Source organism: Microbacterium sp. ARD31 (genome assembly GCF_031844425.1).
In genome coordinates this window covers 21,624-37,492 of sequence record NZ_JAUZVE010000011.1, presented here as the reverse complement: position 1 = coordinate 37,492, position 15,869 = coordinate 21,624, and the positions used below count along the sequence as shown (strand labels likewise).

General features: G+C 70.5%; 13 protein-coding genes. 8 read left to right on the top strand and 5 right to left on the bottom strand.

The window, feature by feature from the left end; genetic code table 11:
* Positions 1 to 117 precede the first annotated feature (117 nt).
* On the top strand, positions 118 to 2,148 hold the full coding sequence (locus tag Q9S36_RS23630; protein WP_311287409.1) for a PhoX family phosphatase: 2,031 nt from the start codon (positions 118 to 120) through the stop codon (positions 2,146 to 2,148).
* 59 nt (positions 2,149 to 2,207) lie between these two features.
* Here the strand turns inward: Q9S36_RS23630 and Q9S36_RS23625 are convergent, their stop codons facing one another.
* Positions 2,208 to 3,008 (bottom strand): DUF1206 domain-containing protein, encoded by an 801-nt coding sequence (locus tag Q9S36_RS23625; protein ID WP_311287284.1) that lies wholly within the window; start codon positions 3,006 to 3,008, stop codon positions 2,208 to 2,210.
* A gap of 102 nt (positions 3,009 to 3,110) precedes the next feature.
* Complete coding sequence (locus tag Q9S36_RS23620) at positions 3,111 to 4,622, bottom strand: alanine/glycine:cation symporter family protein (RefSeq protein ID WP_311287283.1); 1,512 nt, start codon at positions 4,620 to 4,622, stop codon at positions 3,111 to 3,113.
* Between the two features lie 63 nt (positions 4,623 to 4,685).
* On the opposite strand from Q9S36_RS23620, the gene Q9S36_RS23615 reads away from it, so the two are divergent.
* The 5 genes from Q9S36_RS23615 (at position 4,686) to rbfA (ending at position 11,199) form a co-directional block, all read left to right on the top strand.
* On the top strand, positions 4,686 to 6,524 hold the full coding sequence (locus tag Q9S36_RS23615; protein ID WP_311287282.1) for a lipase family protein: 1,839 nt from the start codon (positions 4,686 to 4,688) through the stop codon (positions 6,522 to 6,524).
* Between the two features lie 77 nt (positions 6,525 to 6,601).
* Positions 6,602 to 7,591: a transcription termination factor NusA gene (nusA, locus tag Q9S36_RS23610; protein ID WP_251453074.1), complete on the top strand. Its 990-nt coding sequence runs from the start codon at positions 6,602 to 6,604 to the stop codon at positions 7,589 to 7,591.
* 98 nt (positions 7,592 to 7,689) lie between these two features.
* Positions 7,690 to 7,890 (top strand): YlxR family protein, encoded by a 201-nt coding sequence (locus Q9S36_RS23605; RefSeq protein WP_251453063.1) that lies wholly within the window; start codon positions 7,690 to 7,692, stop codon positions 7,888 to 7,890.
* 59 nt (positions 7,891 to 7,949) lie between these two features.
* Entirely contained in the window at positions 7,950 to 10,712 is a 2,763-nt protein-coding gene (gene infB, locus Q9S36_RS23600; RefSeq protein ID WP_311287281.1) for a translation initiation factor IF-2, read from the top strand.
* A gap of 55 nt (positions 10,713 to 10,767) precedes the next feature.
* A complete protein-coding gene (gene rbfA, locus Q9S36_RS23595; protein WP_311287280.1) occupies positions 10,768 to 11,199 on the top strand; it encodes a 30S ribosome-binding factor RbfA in 432 nt (143 codons plus the stop codon).
* A gap of 7 nt (positions 11,200 to 11,206) precedes the next feature.
* Here the strand turns inward: rbfA and Q9S36_RS23590 are convergent, their stop codons facing one another.
* On the bottom strand, positions 11,207 to 11,710 hold the full coding sequence (locus Q9S36_RS23590; protein ID WP_311287279.1) for a flavodoxin/nitric oxide synthase: 504 nt from the start codon (positions 11,708 to 11,710) through the stop codon (positions 11,207 to 11,209).
* A gap of 45 nt (positions 11,711 to 11,755) precedes the next feature.
* Positions 11,756 to 12,622, bottom strand: coding sequence for an A/G-specific adenine glycosylase (locus Q9S36_RS23585; RefSeq protein ID WP_311287278.1), 867 nt, complete (start codon positions 12,620 to 12,622; stop codon positions 11,756 to 11,758).
* A 60-nt stretch (positions 12,623 to 12,682) separates the two neighbouring features.
* Here Q9S36_RS23585 and truB point away from each other — a divergent pair, with 60 nt between their 5' ends.
* Positions 12,683 to 13,564: a tRNA pseudouridine(55) synthase TruB gene (gene truB, locus Q9S36_RS23580; RefSeq protein ID WP_311287277.1), complete on the top strand. Its 882-nt coding sequence runs from the start codon at positions 12,683 to 12,685 to the stop codon at positions 13,562 to 13,564.
* Positions 13,561 to 13,929 (top strand): hypothetical protein, encoded by a 369-nt coding sequence (locus tag Q9S36_RS23575; protein ID WP_311287276.1) that lies wholly within the window; start codon positions 13,561 to 13,563, stop codon positions 13,927 to 13,929. Before truB ends, Q9S36_RS23575 begins: the two co-directional genes overlap by 4 nt.
* Positions 13,930 to 13,932: 3 nt before the next feature.
* On the opposite strand, the gene Q9S36_RS23570 is transcribed toward Q9S36_RS23575, so the two are convergent.
* Positions 13,933 to 15,831, bottom strand: coding sequence for an SH3 domain-containing protein (locus tag Q9S36_RS23570; protein WP_311287275.1), 1,899 nt, complete (start codon positions 15,829 to 15,831; stop codon positions 13,933 to 13,935).
* Between the last annotated feature and the right edge of the window lie 38 nt (positions 15,832 to 15,869).

Genomic DNA, 15,869 nt, shown 5'->3' with positions numbered 1-15,869 from the left:
CGGACGCCGTTCATCTGCGCGTGGGGTCGTCGTCGCCCTCTCTCGAAAGGGTCGAGCCGACCCCTAGAGAGAGGATGACCGGTGTCTTCCATCGAGAACCGTCGTCGATCGCTTCCCATGCTCGACCACGTCCGCGGCAAGCGATCCGCCGTCACGTGCCAGTACAAGTGCGCGAACGCGTGCCTCGGCCCCGAGTGCAACACCTCCGCCAACGAGCACTTCCGCGACGTCGCCTCGGCGGCCCTGTCCCGTCGGGCGCTGCTGGGCATGGGTGCCGCGGCCGCCGTCGCCGTCGCCGTGTCGGGCCTCCGCGCCGGTGCGCCCGCGTCGAGTCCGGTGGCGGCGGGAGCCGGCGGCGCCGGCGTCGCGTTCGCGCGGCCGGGCACCGGCTCGCTCGCCTTCGACCCGATCGAGTCGGTCGCGAGCTCGGTGGATGCGTTCACCGTCCCCCAGGGCTACACCTGGCGTCCGATCATCCGATGGGGCGACCCGCTCTTCTCGTCGGCGCCGCTGTTCGACATCGACGCCCAGAGCCCCGAGGCCCAGGCCGGGCAGTTCGGCTACAACTGCGACTACCTCGACATCGTCGCCGACCCGAGCGGCAAGCGCGGGACGCTGGTGGTCAACCACGAGTACGTCAACCCCGGCATCATGTTCCCTCCCGCGTCCGACCCCGCGGAGATCCGCCGCCGCAGCGAGATCTTCAAGGCTGCGCAGGGCCTGTCGGTGGTCGAGGTCAGGCGCACGCGCGTGGGCGACCCGTGGACGTACGAGATCGACGGACGCCGCAATCGGCGCATCACCGTCGAGACGCCCTTCGAGATCACCGGACCCGCTGCCGGGAGCGCCCTCATGACGACGGCGGGCGACCCCACCGGCCGCCGGGTCAAGGGCACCCTCGGCAACTGCGCGGGAGGCACGACGCCGTGGGGCACCGTTCTCTCGGGTGAGGAGAACTTCAACGGCTACTTCGCCTGGAACGCCGCCACCGAGGGCCAGCGGCGCTACCAGGGGTCGTCGAGCTTCTCGACCTCGACCCGGTGGGAGTCGTGGGACCCGCGCTTCAACAGCCACGACCCCGGGTACGTCAACGAGCCCAACCGTTTCGGCTGGATCGTCGAGGTCGACCCCGAGGACCCGACGTCCACGCCGCGCAAGCACACCGCGATGGGCCGGATGAAGCACGAGGGCGCAAACGTCATCGTCGCCGAGGACAAGCGCGTCGTCGCCTACATGGGCGATGACGAGCGCAACGACTACCTCTACAAGTTCGTCTCGAAGAACCGCATCTCGGGCTCGCGGAAGAAGAACCTCGATCTCCTCGCCGAGGGGGACCTGTACGTCGCGAAGTTCTTCGGCGACTCGCCCGCAGCCGAGATCACCGGCTCGGGAGCTCTGCCCTCAGACGGTGCGTTCGACGGCAGCGGCCAGTGGATCCCGCTCACCCGCGACGGGGCGAGCGCCGTGCCGGGGATGACGATCGAGGAGGTGCTGGTCTTCACCCGCCTGGCCGCCGACCGCGTCGGCGCGACGAAGATGGATCGACCCGAGGACGTCGAGCCGAACCCCCTCACCGGCAAGGTGTACGTCGCCCTCACGAACAACACCCAGCGCGGTTCCGCGGCGCCGCTGGACGAGGCGAATCCCGTCACCGGCAACCGCTACGGCCACGTGATCGAACTCACCGAGACGGCGGGACAGTCCGGCGACACGTTCGGCTGGAGCATCCTGCTGCTGTGCGGCGACCCGGCCACGTTCGACAACGCCTACTTCGCGGGCTTCCCGAAGGACCAGGTGTCACCGATCTCGTGCCCCGACAACGTCGCATTCGACTCCGAGGGCAACCTGTGGATCTCGACCGACGGCGCGCCGAGCACCATCGGCCGCAACGACGGGCTGTTCAAGGTCCCGCTCGAGGGCCCCGAGCGGGGACGCGTCCAGCAGTTCCTCGCCGTTCCCCGGGATGCCGAGACGTGCGGTCCGGTCATCCACGACGCCGAGGGGATTGTGCTCGTGGCGGTCCAGCATCCCGGTGAGGACGGCACCTTCGCCGAGCCGCGGTCGCGGTTCCCCGACTACGGCGCGAACGGACCGGGGGACGCGCCCAACGCGCCCCGGCCTTCGGTCGTGCAGGTTCACCGGGTGTGACCGAACGGGGGCCTGCGGCATCGCGCCGCAGGCCCCCGTTCGCCGCAGGTCGGGATCGATCAGAGCCGGGTGTAGCGTGCCCGGGCGAACTGGAAGACGCCGTAGGCGATGAGTCCGACTCCGACCGCGCCGAGCAGCCACGGTCCGTACGGCAGGTCGAGGAGGCTCTTGAGCGCACCGTCGAAGCCGGCCGCCTTCTCGGGGTCGGAGGTCACCCCCGCGGCGATGAGCAGGATGCCGATGATGCCGAGCGCGATCCCCTTGGCGATGTAGCCGACCACGCCGAGCTTGGTGATGCCGTTCGAGACCTGGCCGCCGGGGAGCGAGAGGTTCTCGAGGAACTTCTTCTTCACGCCCTTGTAGACGAAGTATCCGCCGATGCCGAGGACGATGAGTCCACCGAGGCCCACGATGAACGCACCCCCGGGCATGCGGAGGATGCCGGCGGTGGCGTCCTCGGTGCTCTGCTCGCTGTTGGCGCTGCCGCCGAGGGCGAAGGTGACGGCGATCACGCCGAGGAACAGGTACGCGGCCGCGCGTCCGAAGCTGGCGAGACGGTCGGTCCACTTGTCCTTGCCCTGGCCGGGCTCGAGGATGCCTTCGATGATGTACCAGAGCGCCAGGGCGAAGAGGCCGAGAGCCAGGATCCACAGCAGGACGAAGCCGGCGGGTGCGCCGGCGATCGCCTTCATCGCGCCGGACTGATCGCTCGACCCGCCGCCGCCGAGGGCGATGGTGAGCGCGATCGCGCCGATCAGGATGTGGACGACGCCGTTGGCGGCGTAGCCGGTTCGGGCGAGGACACGCAGGGCGGGGGAGGAGGAGGCCGATCTGGCCACCTGCTTGTGTGTCTGGTTCATGGGCTCAGGATAGAAGCACAGGGCGTTCACAGGAACAGGGCTTGACCGCGAGTCGCGCCGCATGCTTAGCCGGGGTCGGGTGCCGGCTCGATGTGCGCGCCGTCACTCCTGGTGGGGCGCGTGGTGCAGGTGGTCGCGGTGCTTCTCCGACTGACGGCGCTTGACCGGCAGGTCGATGGGGCCGGTGACCGAAAGCTCGTCCTCCCACACCTCGATGTTGCGGACATCGGACAGCCGGTCGCGCGTGAACACGGGGTCGCGGCCCTCGCGGCGCTGCTGGGTGTAGTCCTTCAGCAGGCGGAAGGCGACACCCGAAAGCAGGGCGATCGCGACCAGGTTGACGAGCGCCATGAAGCCCATCGCCCCGTCCGCGAAGTTCCACACCAGGTCGGCCGAGACGATCGAGCCCACGAGCACCGCCACCACGGCGAGGATCCGGTATCCCAGCAGCACGCCCGGTCGCGGGGTGATGAACTCGACGTTCGACTCGCCGTAGTAGTAGTTGCCGAGGATCGAGCTGAAGGCCAGCAGGAAGATGATGATGCTCAGCAGCACGTTCGACCATTCGCCGAGCGCGCCGACGATCGCCCCCTGGGTCAGCGAGATGCCCCGTTCGGCCCCGGCGAGGTCGGGCACCGACACCAGCACGATGAACGCGGTGATCGAGCACACCAGGAACGTGTCGAAGTACACGCCGAGCGTCTGGACGAGCCCCTGCTTCACCGGGTGGGTGACCGCGGCGGTGGCTCCGGCGTTCGGCGCGGAGCCGAGGCCGGCCTCGTTCGAGAACATGCCCCGCTTGACGCCGGTCAGGATGATGTATCCGAGGGTCGCGCCGACCACCTCGTTGGGGCCGAAGGCCTGCGTGAAGATCGTCGCGAAGACCTCCGGGAGCCGCTCGATGTGGATCGCCACGATGACCAGGCCGAGGAGCAGGTAGAGCAGCGCCATCGCCGGGACGAGCGTCTGGGTGACCGAGGCGATGCGGCGGACGCCGCCGAATATGACCAGCGCCATGAGCACCGCGAGCGAGATGCCGATGACCCACGGGAGCCAGCCGACGGCGTCATCGCCGAAGCTTCCCGAGATCGTCGCCTGGATGGTGTTGGCCTGCAGCGAGCTGAACGCGATCGGGAAGCAGATGATGAGGATGATCGCGAAGAGGATGCCCATCCACCGAGCACCCAGCCCTCGCTGCATGTAGTACGCCGGACCGCCGCGGAAGCCGTCCTTGTCTCGGGTCTTGTAGAGCTGCGCGAGCGTGGACTCGATGAAGGCGGACGCGCCGCCGATGAAGGCCATGAGCCACATCCAGAACACCGCTCCGGGTCCGCCGATGGCGATGGCGGTGCCCACGCCCGCGATGTTGCCGACGCCCACCCGCGAGGCGGCGGAGATCGTGAAGGCCTGGAACGACGACACCGATTGCGGTTTGCCGTCGGTCGTCCGCGGGGTCTTGTCTGTGAGCGTCCGGAACATCTCGGGCAGCAGCCGGAACTGCACCACTCCGGATCGGATCGTGAAGTAGAGCCCCAGCAGCACCACCACCGGCAGCACCGCCCAGGTCCACAGGTTGTCGCCCCACAGCAGAAGCCAGTCGTTAGCCGCGTCCATCGCCCCAGTATGGCGGCGGCCGCGTCGGCGGGCCACCGTCGTCGGAGACATACCATGGGCGGGATGGCACATCGCAGCCCACGCTCGCGCCCGATGCGGTGGAGCGTGCTGCCGCGCCTGGTCGAAGGCGCGCATCCCCGCGTGGTGCTGCTCGTGGGCATCGCCCTCGCCACACTCGGGGCGCTCATCGCCCTGCGCCCCCTGACGTCCCTCTTCGTGCTCGCGCTGTACGTCGGGGTCAGCGCCATCGTCTCGGGCATCTGGGAGTTCGCCGCACCCACCGGTCGAGCATGGTGGCACCGAGCCCTCGCCTCGGCCTGGGTGCTGGTCGGTCTCGCCGTCATCGTCTGGTTCGGCCGCAGCCTGGATCTGGCACCCGCCGCGCTGGCGGTGCTCCTGGTGCTGGGCGGTCTGGCATCGCTCGGCGACGCGACCACGCGCGGTCGTGCGAGCGTGCGCGTGCTGGCCGCCACGTGGGGGGCGGCCCAGCTGGTCTTCGGTGTTCTGGCCCTCACCTGGCCCGATGTGACGGTCCTCGTCGTCGCCGCCGTCTTCGGTGTCCGCACGTTCGTCTTCGGCGTCTCGCTCGCCGTGCGCGGTGGCCGGCGCCTGGTCGCCCGGCGCGACAGCGCGGGACGACCACGGCGTCCGACGCGCGCCGCGACCGGATGGGCGGATGCCGGGCGCTTCGCTCTCTCGCTGGTGCTGGTCCTGACCGCGTCGGGCGCATGGTGGGTCAACGAGTGGCTCTCCGACGGCGCGCCCGTCGTGGGCTCCTTCTACGATCCGCCGGCCGAGGTCCCCAGAGAGCACGGAGCGCTCATCCGAGAGGACGGCTTCGACGGGCGACAGCCTCCGGGGGCGACGGTGACCCGCATCCTGTACACGACGATCGACGCACGCAGTCAGCCGGCTGTCGGCAGTGCGCTGGTGATCATCCCCGACGGTGTCTCGTGGCAGCCGCGGGACGTGGTGCTGTGGAACCACGGCACGACGGGTGTCGCGCGCGGCTGCGCGCCGAGTCTGCGTGAGGCCTCGGCGACGCGCTGGGCCATCCCGGCGCTCGACGAGGCGATCGAGCGCGGCTGGGTGGTGGTGGCCCCGGACTACACAGGCCAGGGGGCACCGGGCGTCTTCCCGTACCTGATCGGGGTGGGGGAGGCGCAGTCGGCACTGGATGCCGTGAGGGCGGCAGACGAGGCCTTCGGGGTCTGGCTCAGCGATCGGGTCGCGCTGTGGGGTCATTCGCAGGGCGGCCATGCCGCGCTGTGGTCGGCGCAGCTCGCCGCCGAGTACACCCCGGAGCTCGACATCGTCGGCACCGCGGCGCTGGCCCCGGTGACCGACCCCCTCGCCCTGGCCGGCGAGCTCACCGACGGCGATGCCTCGCCGCTGCTGACCGTGCTCATATCGTGGGTGCTCGTCCCCTACGCCGACACGTATCCCGACGTCGAACTGACGGACTACGTCGCTCCCGGGGCGCGATCCATCGTCCGCGAGATGACCACGCGTTGCCCGAGCGAGCCCGGCGTCATCGTGTCGGTGCTGGCCGCGCTCGGCGTGTCCGAGGATCGGCCGCTCTACGTCGGCGATCTGACGGGAGGGCCGCTGGGAGCGCGGCTCGCGCAGAACGCCGTGACGGGCCCGTTCGACGAACCGCTCCTGGTGGCGTGGGGGGCCGCTGACGAGGTCATCCCTCCCCAGCTCCAGCAGGACTTCGTCGACCGGGCGTGCACGGACGGCGCGGAGGTGTCATGGGGCATCTACCGCGACACCGATCATCAGGGGATCCTGCTGCCGGGCTCGCGCTTCCTGCCCTTCCTGGTGCGCTGGACCGAGGACCGGCTCGAGGGCGGCGGAGCCCCGATCGACGACTGCGGGCGCTACGGGATCACGCCGTGAGGCGCTCGTGCATCGGGTAACGTTGTAGGGTTCCGGTGCGCTCGGCGTGCCGGTGAGAGCTGAATACGGAGGCAAGCGTGGACATCGATCTCGGACTTCTCAGGACCATCGAGCGCGAGAAGGAGATTCCCCTCGACGAACTGGTGCGGATCATCGAGCAGGCGATCCTGACCGCCTACGCGAAGCACAGCTCCGCCGACGGAGAACTCGCCGACGGCGCCCGTGCCTCCGTCGATCGCAAGACCGGGCACGTCGCGATCTTCGTCCCCCTGGTCGACGACACCGGTGCGGTCATCGGCGAAGAGGAGACCACTCCCGACGACTTCGGGCGGATCGCCGCATTCGCCGCCAAGCAGGTCATCAGCCAGCGGCTGCGAGACATCGCCGACGACGCGGTGCTGGGCGAGTTCCGCGGCAAGGAGGGCGACATCGTCGCGGGGGTCGTGCAGCAGGGCCCGAACCCGCGCATGGTCCACGTCGACCTCGGCTCCGTCGAGGCGATCCTGCCGCCCGAAGAGCAGGTGCCCGGCGAGGACTACGCGCACGGCTCGCGCCTGCGTGTCTACGTCACGAGTGTCTCCAAGGGGACCAAGGGCCCGCAGATCACCGTGTCGCGCACCCACCCCGGACTCGTCCGCAAGCTCTTCGCCCTCGAGGTGCCCGAGATCCCGGCGGGCCTGGTCGAGATCGTCTCGCTCGCGCGGGAGGCCGGCCACCGCACCAAGATCGCCGTCAAGGCCAACGATCCCGCCATCAACGCCAAGGGCGCGTGCATCGGCGAGCTGGGACGACGCGTCCGCGCGGTCACCGAGGAGCTCGGCGGCGAGAAGATCGACATCGTCGACTACGACCCCGAACTGCCCAAGTTCGTCGCGAACGCGCTCTCCCCGGCGAAGGTGACGTCCAGCTTCGTCCTGGATGCCGGCACCAAGGCCGTCCGCGCGCTCGTGCCGGACTACCAGCTCTCGCTCGCGATCGGCAAGGAGGGGCAGAACGCCCGCCTGGCGGCGAAGCTCACGGGCGCGAAGATCGACATCCAGCCCGACAGCATCCTCGACGAGGGCTGACCGGCCACGCGGGTCCGGGGTGTAACATGGAGCCCGTACGAACGTGCGTCGGTTGCCGCACGCGTGCCCCCCGATCCGCCCTCCTCAGGGTGGTCTGCGTGGATTCCGCCGTCATTCCCGACGAGCGGGCATCGATGCCGGGGCGGGGCGCGTGGGTGCACGAGACGTCCGAATGCGTGAACGCCGCTGTGCGGCGCCGCGCGTTCGTGCGGGCATTGCGTGTATCGGGCCCGCTGAACACGCAGACCATCGAGAAACGGCTGAACGGCTATGGACAAGAAGTGAACGGCTCGAAATGAGACCCGTCCGCGACTGACGGTCTGCCCTGTCCGGGGTAGGCCCCCAAGACAGGAGAATTGTGGCAAAACCACGCGTACACGAGATCGCTTCCGAGCTCGGCGTCGACAGCAAGGTCGCTCTGGCCAAGCTGAAGGAACTCGGCGAGTTCGTCAAGAGCCCGTCATCGACCATCGAGCCCCCGGTGGCCCGCAAGCTTCGCGCGGCCCTCGAAGCCGATGGCACGGCTGGTGCCGCGGCACCGGCCGAGAAGAAGGCCGCGGCCCCCGCACGCTCCGGCGCGCGCCCCGGCCCCGCTCGCCCCGCGGCCAAGCCCGGCCCCGCAGCTCCCAAGCCGGCGCCGGCCGCTGAGCCCGCGGCGACCCCCGCTGCGCCCGAGCCGGCCGCTCCGGCCGAGCCGGCTGCTCCGGCCGCTCAGGCAGCCTCCGGCGATGCGCCGGCAGAAGGCGCGCCCAAGCCCGGACCGGCCGCTCCCGGACCCCAGCCGCCCCGTCCCGGCGGCGCACCGCGTCCCGGCAACAACCCCTTCGCCTCGGCTCAGGGCATGGGCCAGCGCCCCGCCGGCCCGCGACCGGGCAACAACCCGTTCGCCTCCGCCCAGGGCATGGGGCAGCGCCCCAACCCCGGCAACATCCCCCGTCCGCAGGCCCCGCGCCCCGGCGCTCCGCGCCCGGGCGCCCCGCGTCCCGGCGGTGCCGGTCGTCCCGGTGGCGGCGGTCGTCCCGGCGCGCCGTTCCAGCAGCGTCCCGGCGGTCCCGGTCGTCCCGGCGGTGCCGGTGGCGGCGCAGGCGCGCCCGGCGGCTTCCAGCGTCCGGGCGGCGGCTTCGCCGGTCGCCCCGGTGGTGGCGGCGGCCGTGGCCGCGGTCCCGGCGGTGGCACCGCAGGCGCCTTCGGCAAGGGTGGCGGCAAGTCCAAGCAGCGCAAGTCGCGCAGGGCGAAGCGGCAGGAATTCGAGATGCGGGATGCCCCGCAGGTCGGTGGCGTCAGCGTCCAGAAGGGCAACGGCGAGATCATCCGCCTTCGCCGCGGCGCGTCGATCTCGGACTTCGCCGACAAGCTCGAGGCGATCCGCGGCTACACGGTCCAGCCGGGCACGCTCGTGACCATCCTGTTCAACCTGGGCGAGATGGCGACGGCGACCGAGTCGCTGGACGAGGCCACCTTCGAGGTCCTCGGCGCCGAGCTCGGCTACAAGATCCAGATGGTCTCGCCCGAGGACGAGGACAAGGAGCTCCTCGAGGGCTTCGGACTCGACCTCGAGGCCGAGCTGGAGGCCGAGAGCGAAGACGACCTCGAGATCCGTCCTCCCGTGGTCACCGTCATGGGTCACGTCGACCACGGTAAGACGCGACTGCTGGATGCGATCCGTCAGACCAACGTGGTCGCGGGCGAGGCCGGCGGGATCACCCAGCACATCGGTGCCTACCAGGTGTGGACCGAGCACGAGGAGATCGAGCGCGCCATCACCTTCATCGACACCCCCGGTCACGAGGCGTTCACCGCCATGCGTGCCCGTGGTGCGCAGGTCACCGACCTGGCGATCCTCGTGGTCGCCGCCGACGACGGCATCATGCCCCAGACGGTGGAGGCGCTCAACCACGCCCAGGCGGCCAACGTGCCGATCGTGGTCGCGGTGAACAAGGTCGACAAGCCCGACGCCAACCCCGGCAAGGTGCGCCAGCAGCTCACCGAGTACGGACTGGTCGCCGAGGAGTACGGCGGCGACGTGATGTTCGTGGATGTGTCGGCCCGGCAGGGAACCGGCATCCAGGAGCTCCTGGACGCCGTGCTGCTCACCGCCGACGCGGGACTCGACCTGACGGCCAACCCCAACAAGGCGGCTCGCGGTGTCGCGATCGAGGCGAAGCTCGACAAGGGCCGCGGCTCGGTGGCGACGGTCCTCATCCAGTCCGGCACGCTCCGCGTCGGCGACGCGATCGTGGCGGGAACGGCCTACGGCCGCGTCCGTGCGATGGTCGACGAGAACGGCGATGCCGTCGACGAGGCCTACCCCTCGCGTCCGGTCCAGGTTCAGGGTCTGAACTCGGTGCCCCGCGCCGGTGACGTCTTCATCGTCACCGAAGAGGATCGCACCGCCCGTCAGATCGCCGAGAAGCGCGAGGCCGCCGAGCGCAACGCCCAGCTGGCCAAGGCCCGCAAGCGCATCTCGCTCGAAGACTTCACCCGGGCTCTCGAAGAGGGCAAGGTCGAGTCGCTCAACCTCATCATCAAGGGTGACGTGTCGGGTGCCGTCGAGGCGCTCGAGGAGTCGCTGCTCAAGATCGAGGTGGACGATTCGGTGCAGCTGCGCATCATCCATCGCGGTGTGGGTGCGGTGACGGAGTCCGACATCAACCTGGCGACGATCGACAACGCGATCGTGATCGGATTCAACGTCCGGCCCGACACGAAGGCGCGCGAACGCGCCTCCCGCGAGGGCGTGGACGTCCGGTTCTATTCGGTCATCTACAACGCGATCGACGACGTCGAGCAGTCCCTGAAGGGTCTGCTCAAGCCGGAGTTCGAAGAGGTCCAGTCGGGTGTCGCCGAGATCCGCGAGGTGTTCCGCTCCTCGAAGTTCGGCAACATCGCCGGTGTCATCGTCCGCTCGGGCACGATCACGCGCAACGCCAAGGCGCGGGTCATCCGCGACGGTGTCGTGCTCGCCGACGGCCTGGCCATCGAATCGCTGCGTCGCTTCAAGGACGACGTCACCGAGGTCCGGACGGACTTCGAGTGCGGTATCGGTCTGGGCAAGTTCAACGACATCCAGATCGGTGACGAGATCGAGACGACCGAGATGATCGAGAAGCCTCGCGGCTGATCGCCCACGGTGAGGGACGCCTGCGGGCGTCCCTCACCTGTCGAAAGGAACTGTCATGGCCAGCGAACGTCAGGCCCGTCTGGGTGACCGCATCCGCGTCATCCTCGCCGAGCGGCTCGAGAAGGGTCTTCGCGACCCCCGTCTGGGCTTCGTCACGATCACGGATGTGCGCGTGACGGGCGACCTCCAGCACGCCTCCGTCTTCTACACCGTGCTCGGCTCCGAGGAGGAGCGCATCGCCTCGGGCGAGGCGCTGAGATCGGCGACCGGGATGCTGCGCTCCGAAGTCGGTCGTCATCTCAACGTGCGGCTCACCCCGACTCTGGAGTTCATCCCCGACGGTATCCCCGAGAACGCGGGGCACATCGCCGATCTCCTGCGCGAGGCGCGAGAGCGCGATGCCGAGGTGGCGGGTCTCGCCGCGTCGGCGGCGTACGCCGGGGACGCCGACCCGTACATCAAGCCGAAGGACGACGAGCAGGACTGACCTCCGGTCACTCCTCCTGCACGCGCCGGGCGAGGTCTCGTCCCCACGCCCGCGCACGGTCGGTCTCGCCGTCGACGAGCGGACCCTCCATGTCGGCGACGTAGAAGCTGCGGCTCGACAGCACGCGCAGGTGGTGACGACGCGCTTCGTGTGCGGCGGCCTTCGCGGCCGACCCGGGGATCCACTTCTGGGCGGCGTGGGTGTCGAACGTGGCGACGGCGGCGCTCGACCGCGACTCGGGGAGGCGTTCGAGCCAGTCCCGCAGACCGCTCGTCGTCGGGTGATCGGCGCCCCGCGCGACCGCGTCACGTCGGGTGGTCTCGCGCGACATCGAGAACGCGTGCGTGGGGCCTCCCGCCACGACCAGTCCGAGGTCGGCCGCGATGCCGTCCGGCGCGTCGTCGACGCTGCGGACGTCGACCTCCATCGTTTCGGCCAGCCCTGACGCGATCGCGTCGGCGACTGCGCGGGTGTTCCCGAACATCGACTCGAAGACCACGAGAGCTCTCATGGCCCGAGAGTACGGCGGTGCGGTGACGAGGGGCAGGGTCCAAGGTCACACGGGGAGTCGCAGCATCCCCTCGAACGTCTCCGCGAGTCCGTCGGCGATGAGCGAGTCGATCGCCCGATCGCGCTGCAGCGGGTCCGGCCAGGGACGGGCCACGTCGGCGATCGGGACCGTGTGGCCCGGGGCGTCGCGAAGCTGCCGGAGTACCGCACCCCGCGCCTGCCGGTCGCTCCCCTCGTAGCGCGCCTGCCGGCGCCGCTCATCCCCGGTGTCGGGGTACCCCGCGGTTCGCCACGCACATGCGTCGGCGATCGGGCAGGCGCCGCATCTGGGTGCCCGCGAGACGCACACCACCGCCCCGAGCTCCATGGCGCCGGCATTGACGACGGCGGACTCGGCCACGCTGTGGGGGAGGATCGCCGCCATGGCCGAGAGGTCGCGCTTGGCCGGGGGACCGGGCTGGCTGCGACCCTCGACGGCGCGGGCCAGCACCCGCCGGGTGTTGGTGTCGACCACCGGGTGCCGCTCGCCGTACGCGAAGACGGCCACGGCGCGCGCGGTGTAGTCGCCGATGCCCGTGAGCGCCAGCAGGTCGTCGATGTCGCGGGGGACGATCCCGGCGTGCCGGTCTCGGATCTCTCCCGCTGCGCGATGGAGCCACAGGGCACGACGGGGGTAGCCGAGGTTGGCCCACCGGCGGACCGCGTCGGCGGGCGAGGCGCCGGCCAACGCCGTCGGAGTGGGCCATTCTCGGAGCCACGACTCGAGATGGGGGATCACCCGGGCGACCGGGGTCTGCTGCAGCATGAACTCGCTCACCAGGACGCCCCACGCCCCGAAATCCGGATGCCGCCACGGCAGGTCGCGGGCGTTCGCGCGGTACCACTCGGCGATCGGCGCGGCGAGGTCGGGCATCCGTCCAGCGTACGGCCGGGCAGGCGGAGATCGGCCCGGGAGGAGCCGTAGGCTGGTTCGGTGTTGTCCGGCATCCTCCTCGTAGACAAGCCCGGAGGCGTCACCTCCCACGACGTCGTGGCGCGGGCGCGCCGGGCGCTGGGGACGCGCAAGATCGGCCATGCGGGAACCCTCGATCCGATGGCGACCGGTCTGCTCGTGCTGGGCGTCGAGGGCGCCACGAGGCTGCTGACCTACATCGTCGGGCTCGACAAGACGTACGAGGCGACCATCCGGCTGGGTGTCGCCACCGACACCGACGATGCGGACGGGCAGGTCGTGAGCTCCGCGGACGCCGAGACGGTGCCCTCCGCAGCCATCGGGACGGGCATCGCGGCACTGACCGGCCGCATCTCGCAGGTGCCCAGCTCCTACTCGGCCATCAAGGTCGATGGGCGGCGCGCCTACGACCTGGCCCGAGCGGGGGAGCAGGTCGAACTGAAGGCACGCGAGGTGACGGTCTCGCGGTTCGACGTGCGCGACGAGCGGCGTGGCGATCGGCATGTCGACCTGGACGTCGTCATCGACTGCACGAGCGGCACGTACATCCGGTCGCTGGCGCGGGACCTGGGGGCCTCGCTCGGCGTGGGCGGGCACCTGACGGCCCTGCGGCGTACGCGAATCGGCCCGTTCTCGGTCGCCGCGGCAGCGGCCGTCGATGAGCTCGACGCAGCGGAGCGGCTGAGCCCCGCCGAGGTCGCGGCCGCCGTGCTCGGACGGTTGGAGGTGACCGCCTCCGAGGCCCGTGACCTGCGGCACGGCAAGCGCCTCGTCGGCGCCGCGGCACGGCTGGTGGCGAGCCCCAGCGCCGCCGTCGCGCCCGACGGCTCGCTCGTCGGCGTCGTCGAGCGCCGGGGGGACGACGTCAAGAGTGCGATGAACATGCCCGAGGAGGCCCGATGATCCTGTGGTTCAGCCTGGCGCAGGTCGCGGTCGCCGTCGCCGCGGGCCTGTTCGCGATCGTCGCGGGACTGGCCGGACGCCGCCCGAGCGACCTGAGCGTGGGCGGTCTGGCACTCGTCGAGGTGCTGCTGGTCGTCCAGATCGTGGTGGCGATCATCGCACCGCTCGTGGGGAACCCGCCGTCGGGCAGTGCGCTGGAGTTCTGGGTCTACCTGGTCTCTGCAGCGCTCCTGCCTCCGGGCGCGGTCCTGTGGGCGCTCCTCGAACGCAGCCGCTGGAGCACGGTGATCATGGGGATCGCCGCGCTCGCGGTGGCGGTCATGGTGTGGCGCATGCACGTCATCTGGACCGTGCAGATCGCCTAGGGATCAGCGCTTCACGAGATAGGCGGAGTGGACCCAGCCGGTCTTGCCCTGGTAGGTGATCTTCCGCCAGACGCCGTTGCTGGCCTGGATCCCGCCGACGTTGGCGCCCCTGGGGATCAGCGTGACGATCCTGCCGGTCATGGATGCCGTCGCTCGCAGGTTGAGGCCGGCGGACGTCTTGTACGTGGTCGGGCTCGCCACCGGCGCAGCGGATGAGGTGGATGAGGGCGTGAGGTAGGCGGAGTGGACCCAGCCGGTCTTGCCCTGGTAGGAGACCTTCCGCCAGACGCCGCTGCTGGCCAGGACGCTGCCGACACTTGCGCTCCTGGGGATCAGAGCGACGATTCTGCCGGTCGACGATGCCGTGGCGCGGAGGTTCAGGCCTGCGGTCGTCTTGTATGTCGGCTTCGGGGCCGGAGCCGACGCGGGCGGCGTGGTGCCTGCGGGTGCCAGGTAGGCGGAGTGGACCCAGCCGGTCTTGCCCTGGTAGGTGATCTTCCGCCAGAGGCCGTTCGTCGCCAGGACGCTGCCGACGCTTGCGCTCCTCGGGATGAGCGCGACGATCCTGCCGGTCATGGATGCCGTGGCGCGCAGGTTGAGGCCGGCGGTCGTCTGGTACGTGGTCGGCGCGGGCGCGGGTGCCGGAGCGGGCGTCGGTGTCGGCGTGGGCTTGGGCGTCGGGGTGGGTGTCGGCTTGGGCGTCGGCGTCGGCGTCGGAGTCGGAGTGGGTGTCGGGGTCGGAGTGGGTGTCGGCGTGGGGGTGATCGCCCCGCCGTCCGTCGGTGCGAGATAGGCGGAGTGGACCCAGCCGGTCTTGTCCTGGTAGGCGACCTTTCGCCACTCGCCGCTGGTGGCCTGGATGCTGCCGACGTTCGCGTGCTGGGGGATGAGGGTCAGGACGGTGCCTGTCATCGACGCCGTGGCGCGGAGGTTGAGGCCGGCGGTCGTCTTGTACGTCGCGGATCCCGCAGGCACCGGCGTCGGGGTCGGAGTGGGCGTCGGGGTCGGAGTGGGCGTCGGGGTCGGCGTGGGTGTCGGAGTGGGCGCCGGAGTCGGCGGCACATACGGCTTGTTCGGCGAGACGTAGCCCGAAGAGACCCAGCCCGACTCCGCACCGATCTTCACCGGGATGAACCCCGAGGTGATCTGGCCGGGAACGTGCACCATGGCCGTCGCCTTGGGAAGCAGTCGCTTCACCGTCGACGACAGAGACGGGGCGGTGCGGAAGTTGACGTTCGCGGTCGCGTAGTACGTGCACGTCGACGGGGTCGGGCGCGCCGTGATCGACGATGCCGAGGCGTACACGTCGACGCCGCGAGCCGAGAGGAAGCTCGCCGGGTTCTGTGCCACGGCCCCGCCCCCGGCGACGGCCTTCCACAGCTCCAGATGCAGGTGGTTGCCCGTCGAGCCGCCGCTGGTGCCGACCTCGCTGATCCGCTGACCCGCTTTGACCGTCTGCCCGACCTTCACCTGGGTGGTGGCCGACCATACGTGCATGTACATCGACGTGTACTCGGCTCCGGCGATGTTGTGCCGGACCGCGATGTAGCCGACCCGGGACGTCGTGCCGCTGACGGTGGCGGTGACGATGCCGTCGGCGATGGCGTAGATCGGCGCGCCGCCCTTCGCCGCCAGATCGGTGCCGAGGTGGTAGGTGGATGCGCCGGGCAGCGGAATGCACCGTGGCCCGAAGTGCGAGCTGATCGTGTACGTCTTGGCGCTCACGGGGTGGCGGAACGACGTCGCCAGCGGAGGGGTGGCCATCGGCGCGACGGCGGACGGCGCGGCTCCCGCGACGGTCGTGGGCGTGGAGGCCGCCAGAGCGGCGGCCGGAGAGAGCCCGCCCGCGATGAGGGCTGCGGCGGTGGCGCCGGAGATGAGCAGGGAGCGGATCGATCGCATGAGGAGCACTTCGCGGAGAGGAACGGACAGGGATGCGG

What these genes read in the sequence shown, in the direction of transcription:
- Q9S36_RS23630 (WP_311287409.1), top strand. Translation starts at nt 118, where the DNA reads ATGCTCGACCACGTCCGCGGCAAGCGATCCGCCGTCACGTGCCAGTAC.
- Q9S36_RS23625 (WP_311287284.1), bottom strand. Translation starts at nt 3,008, where the DNA reads ATGAACCAGACACACAAGCAGGTGGCCAGATCGGCCTCCTCCTCCCCC.
- Q9S36_RS23620 (WP_311287283.1), bottom strand. Translation starts at nt 4,622, where the DNA reads ATGGACGCGGCTAACGACTGGCTTCTGCTGTGGGGCGACAACCTGTGG.
- Q9S36_RS23615 (WP_311287282.1), top strand. Translation starts at nt 4,686, where the DNA reads ATGGCACATCGCAGCCCACGCTCGCGCCCGATGCGGTGGAGCGTGCTG.
- rbfA (WP_311287280.1), top strand. Translation starts at nt 10,768, where the DNA reads ATGGCCAGCGAACGTCAGGCCCGTCTGGGTGACCGCATCCGCGTCATC.
- Q9S36_RS23590 (WP_311287279.1), bottom strand. Translation starts at nt 11,710, where the DNA reads ATGAGAGCTCTCGTGGTCTTCGAGTCGATGTTCGGGAACACCCGCGCA.
- Q9S36_RS23585 (WP_311287278.1), bottom strand. Translation starts at nt 12,622, where the DNA reads ATGCCCGACCTCGCCGCGCCGATCGCCGAGTGGTACCGCGCGAACGCC.
- Q9S36_RS23575 (WP_311287276.1), top strand. Translation starts at nt 13,561, where the DNA reads ATGATCCTGTGGTTCAGCCTGGCGCAGGTCGCGGTCGCCGTCGCCGCG.
- Q9S36_RS23570 (WP_311287275.1), bottom strand. Translation starts at nt 15,831, where the DNA reads ATGCGATCGATCCGCTCCCTGCTCATCTCCGGCGCCACCGCCGCAGCC.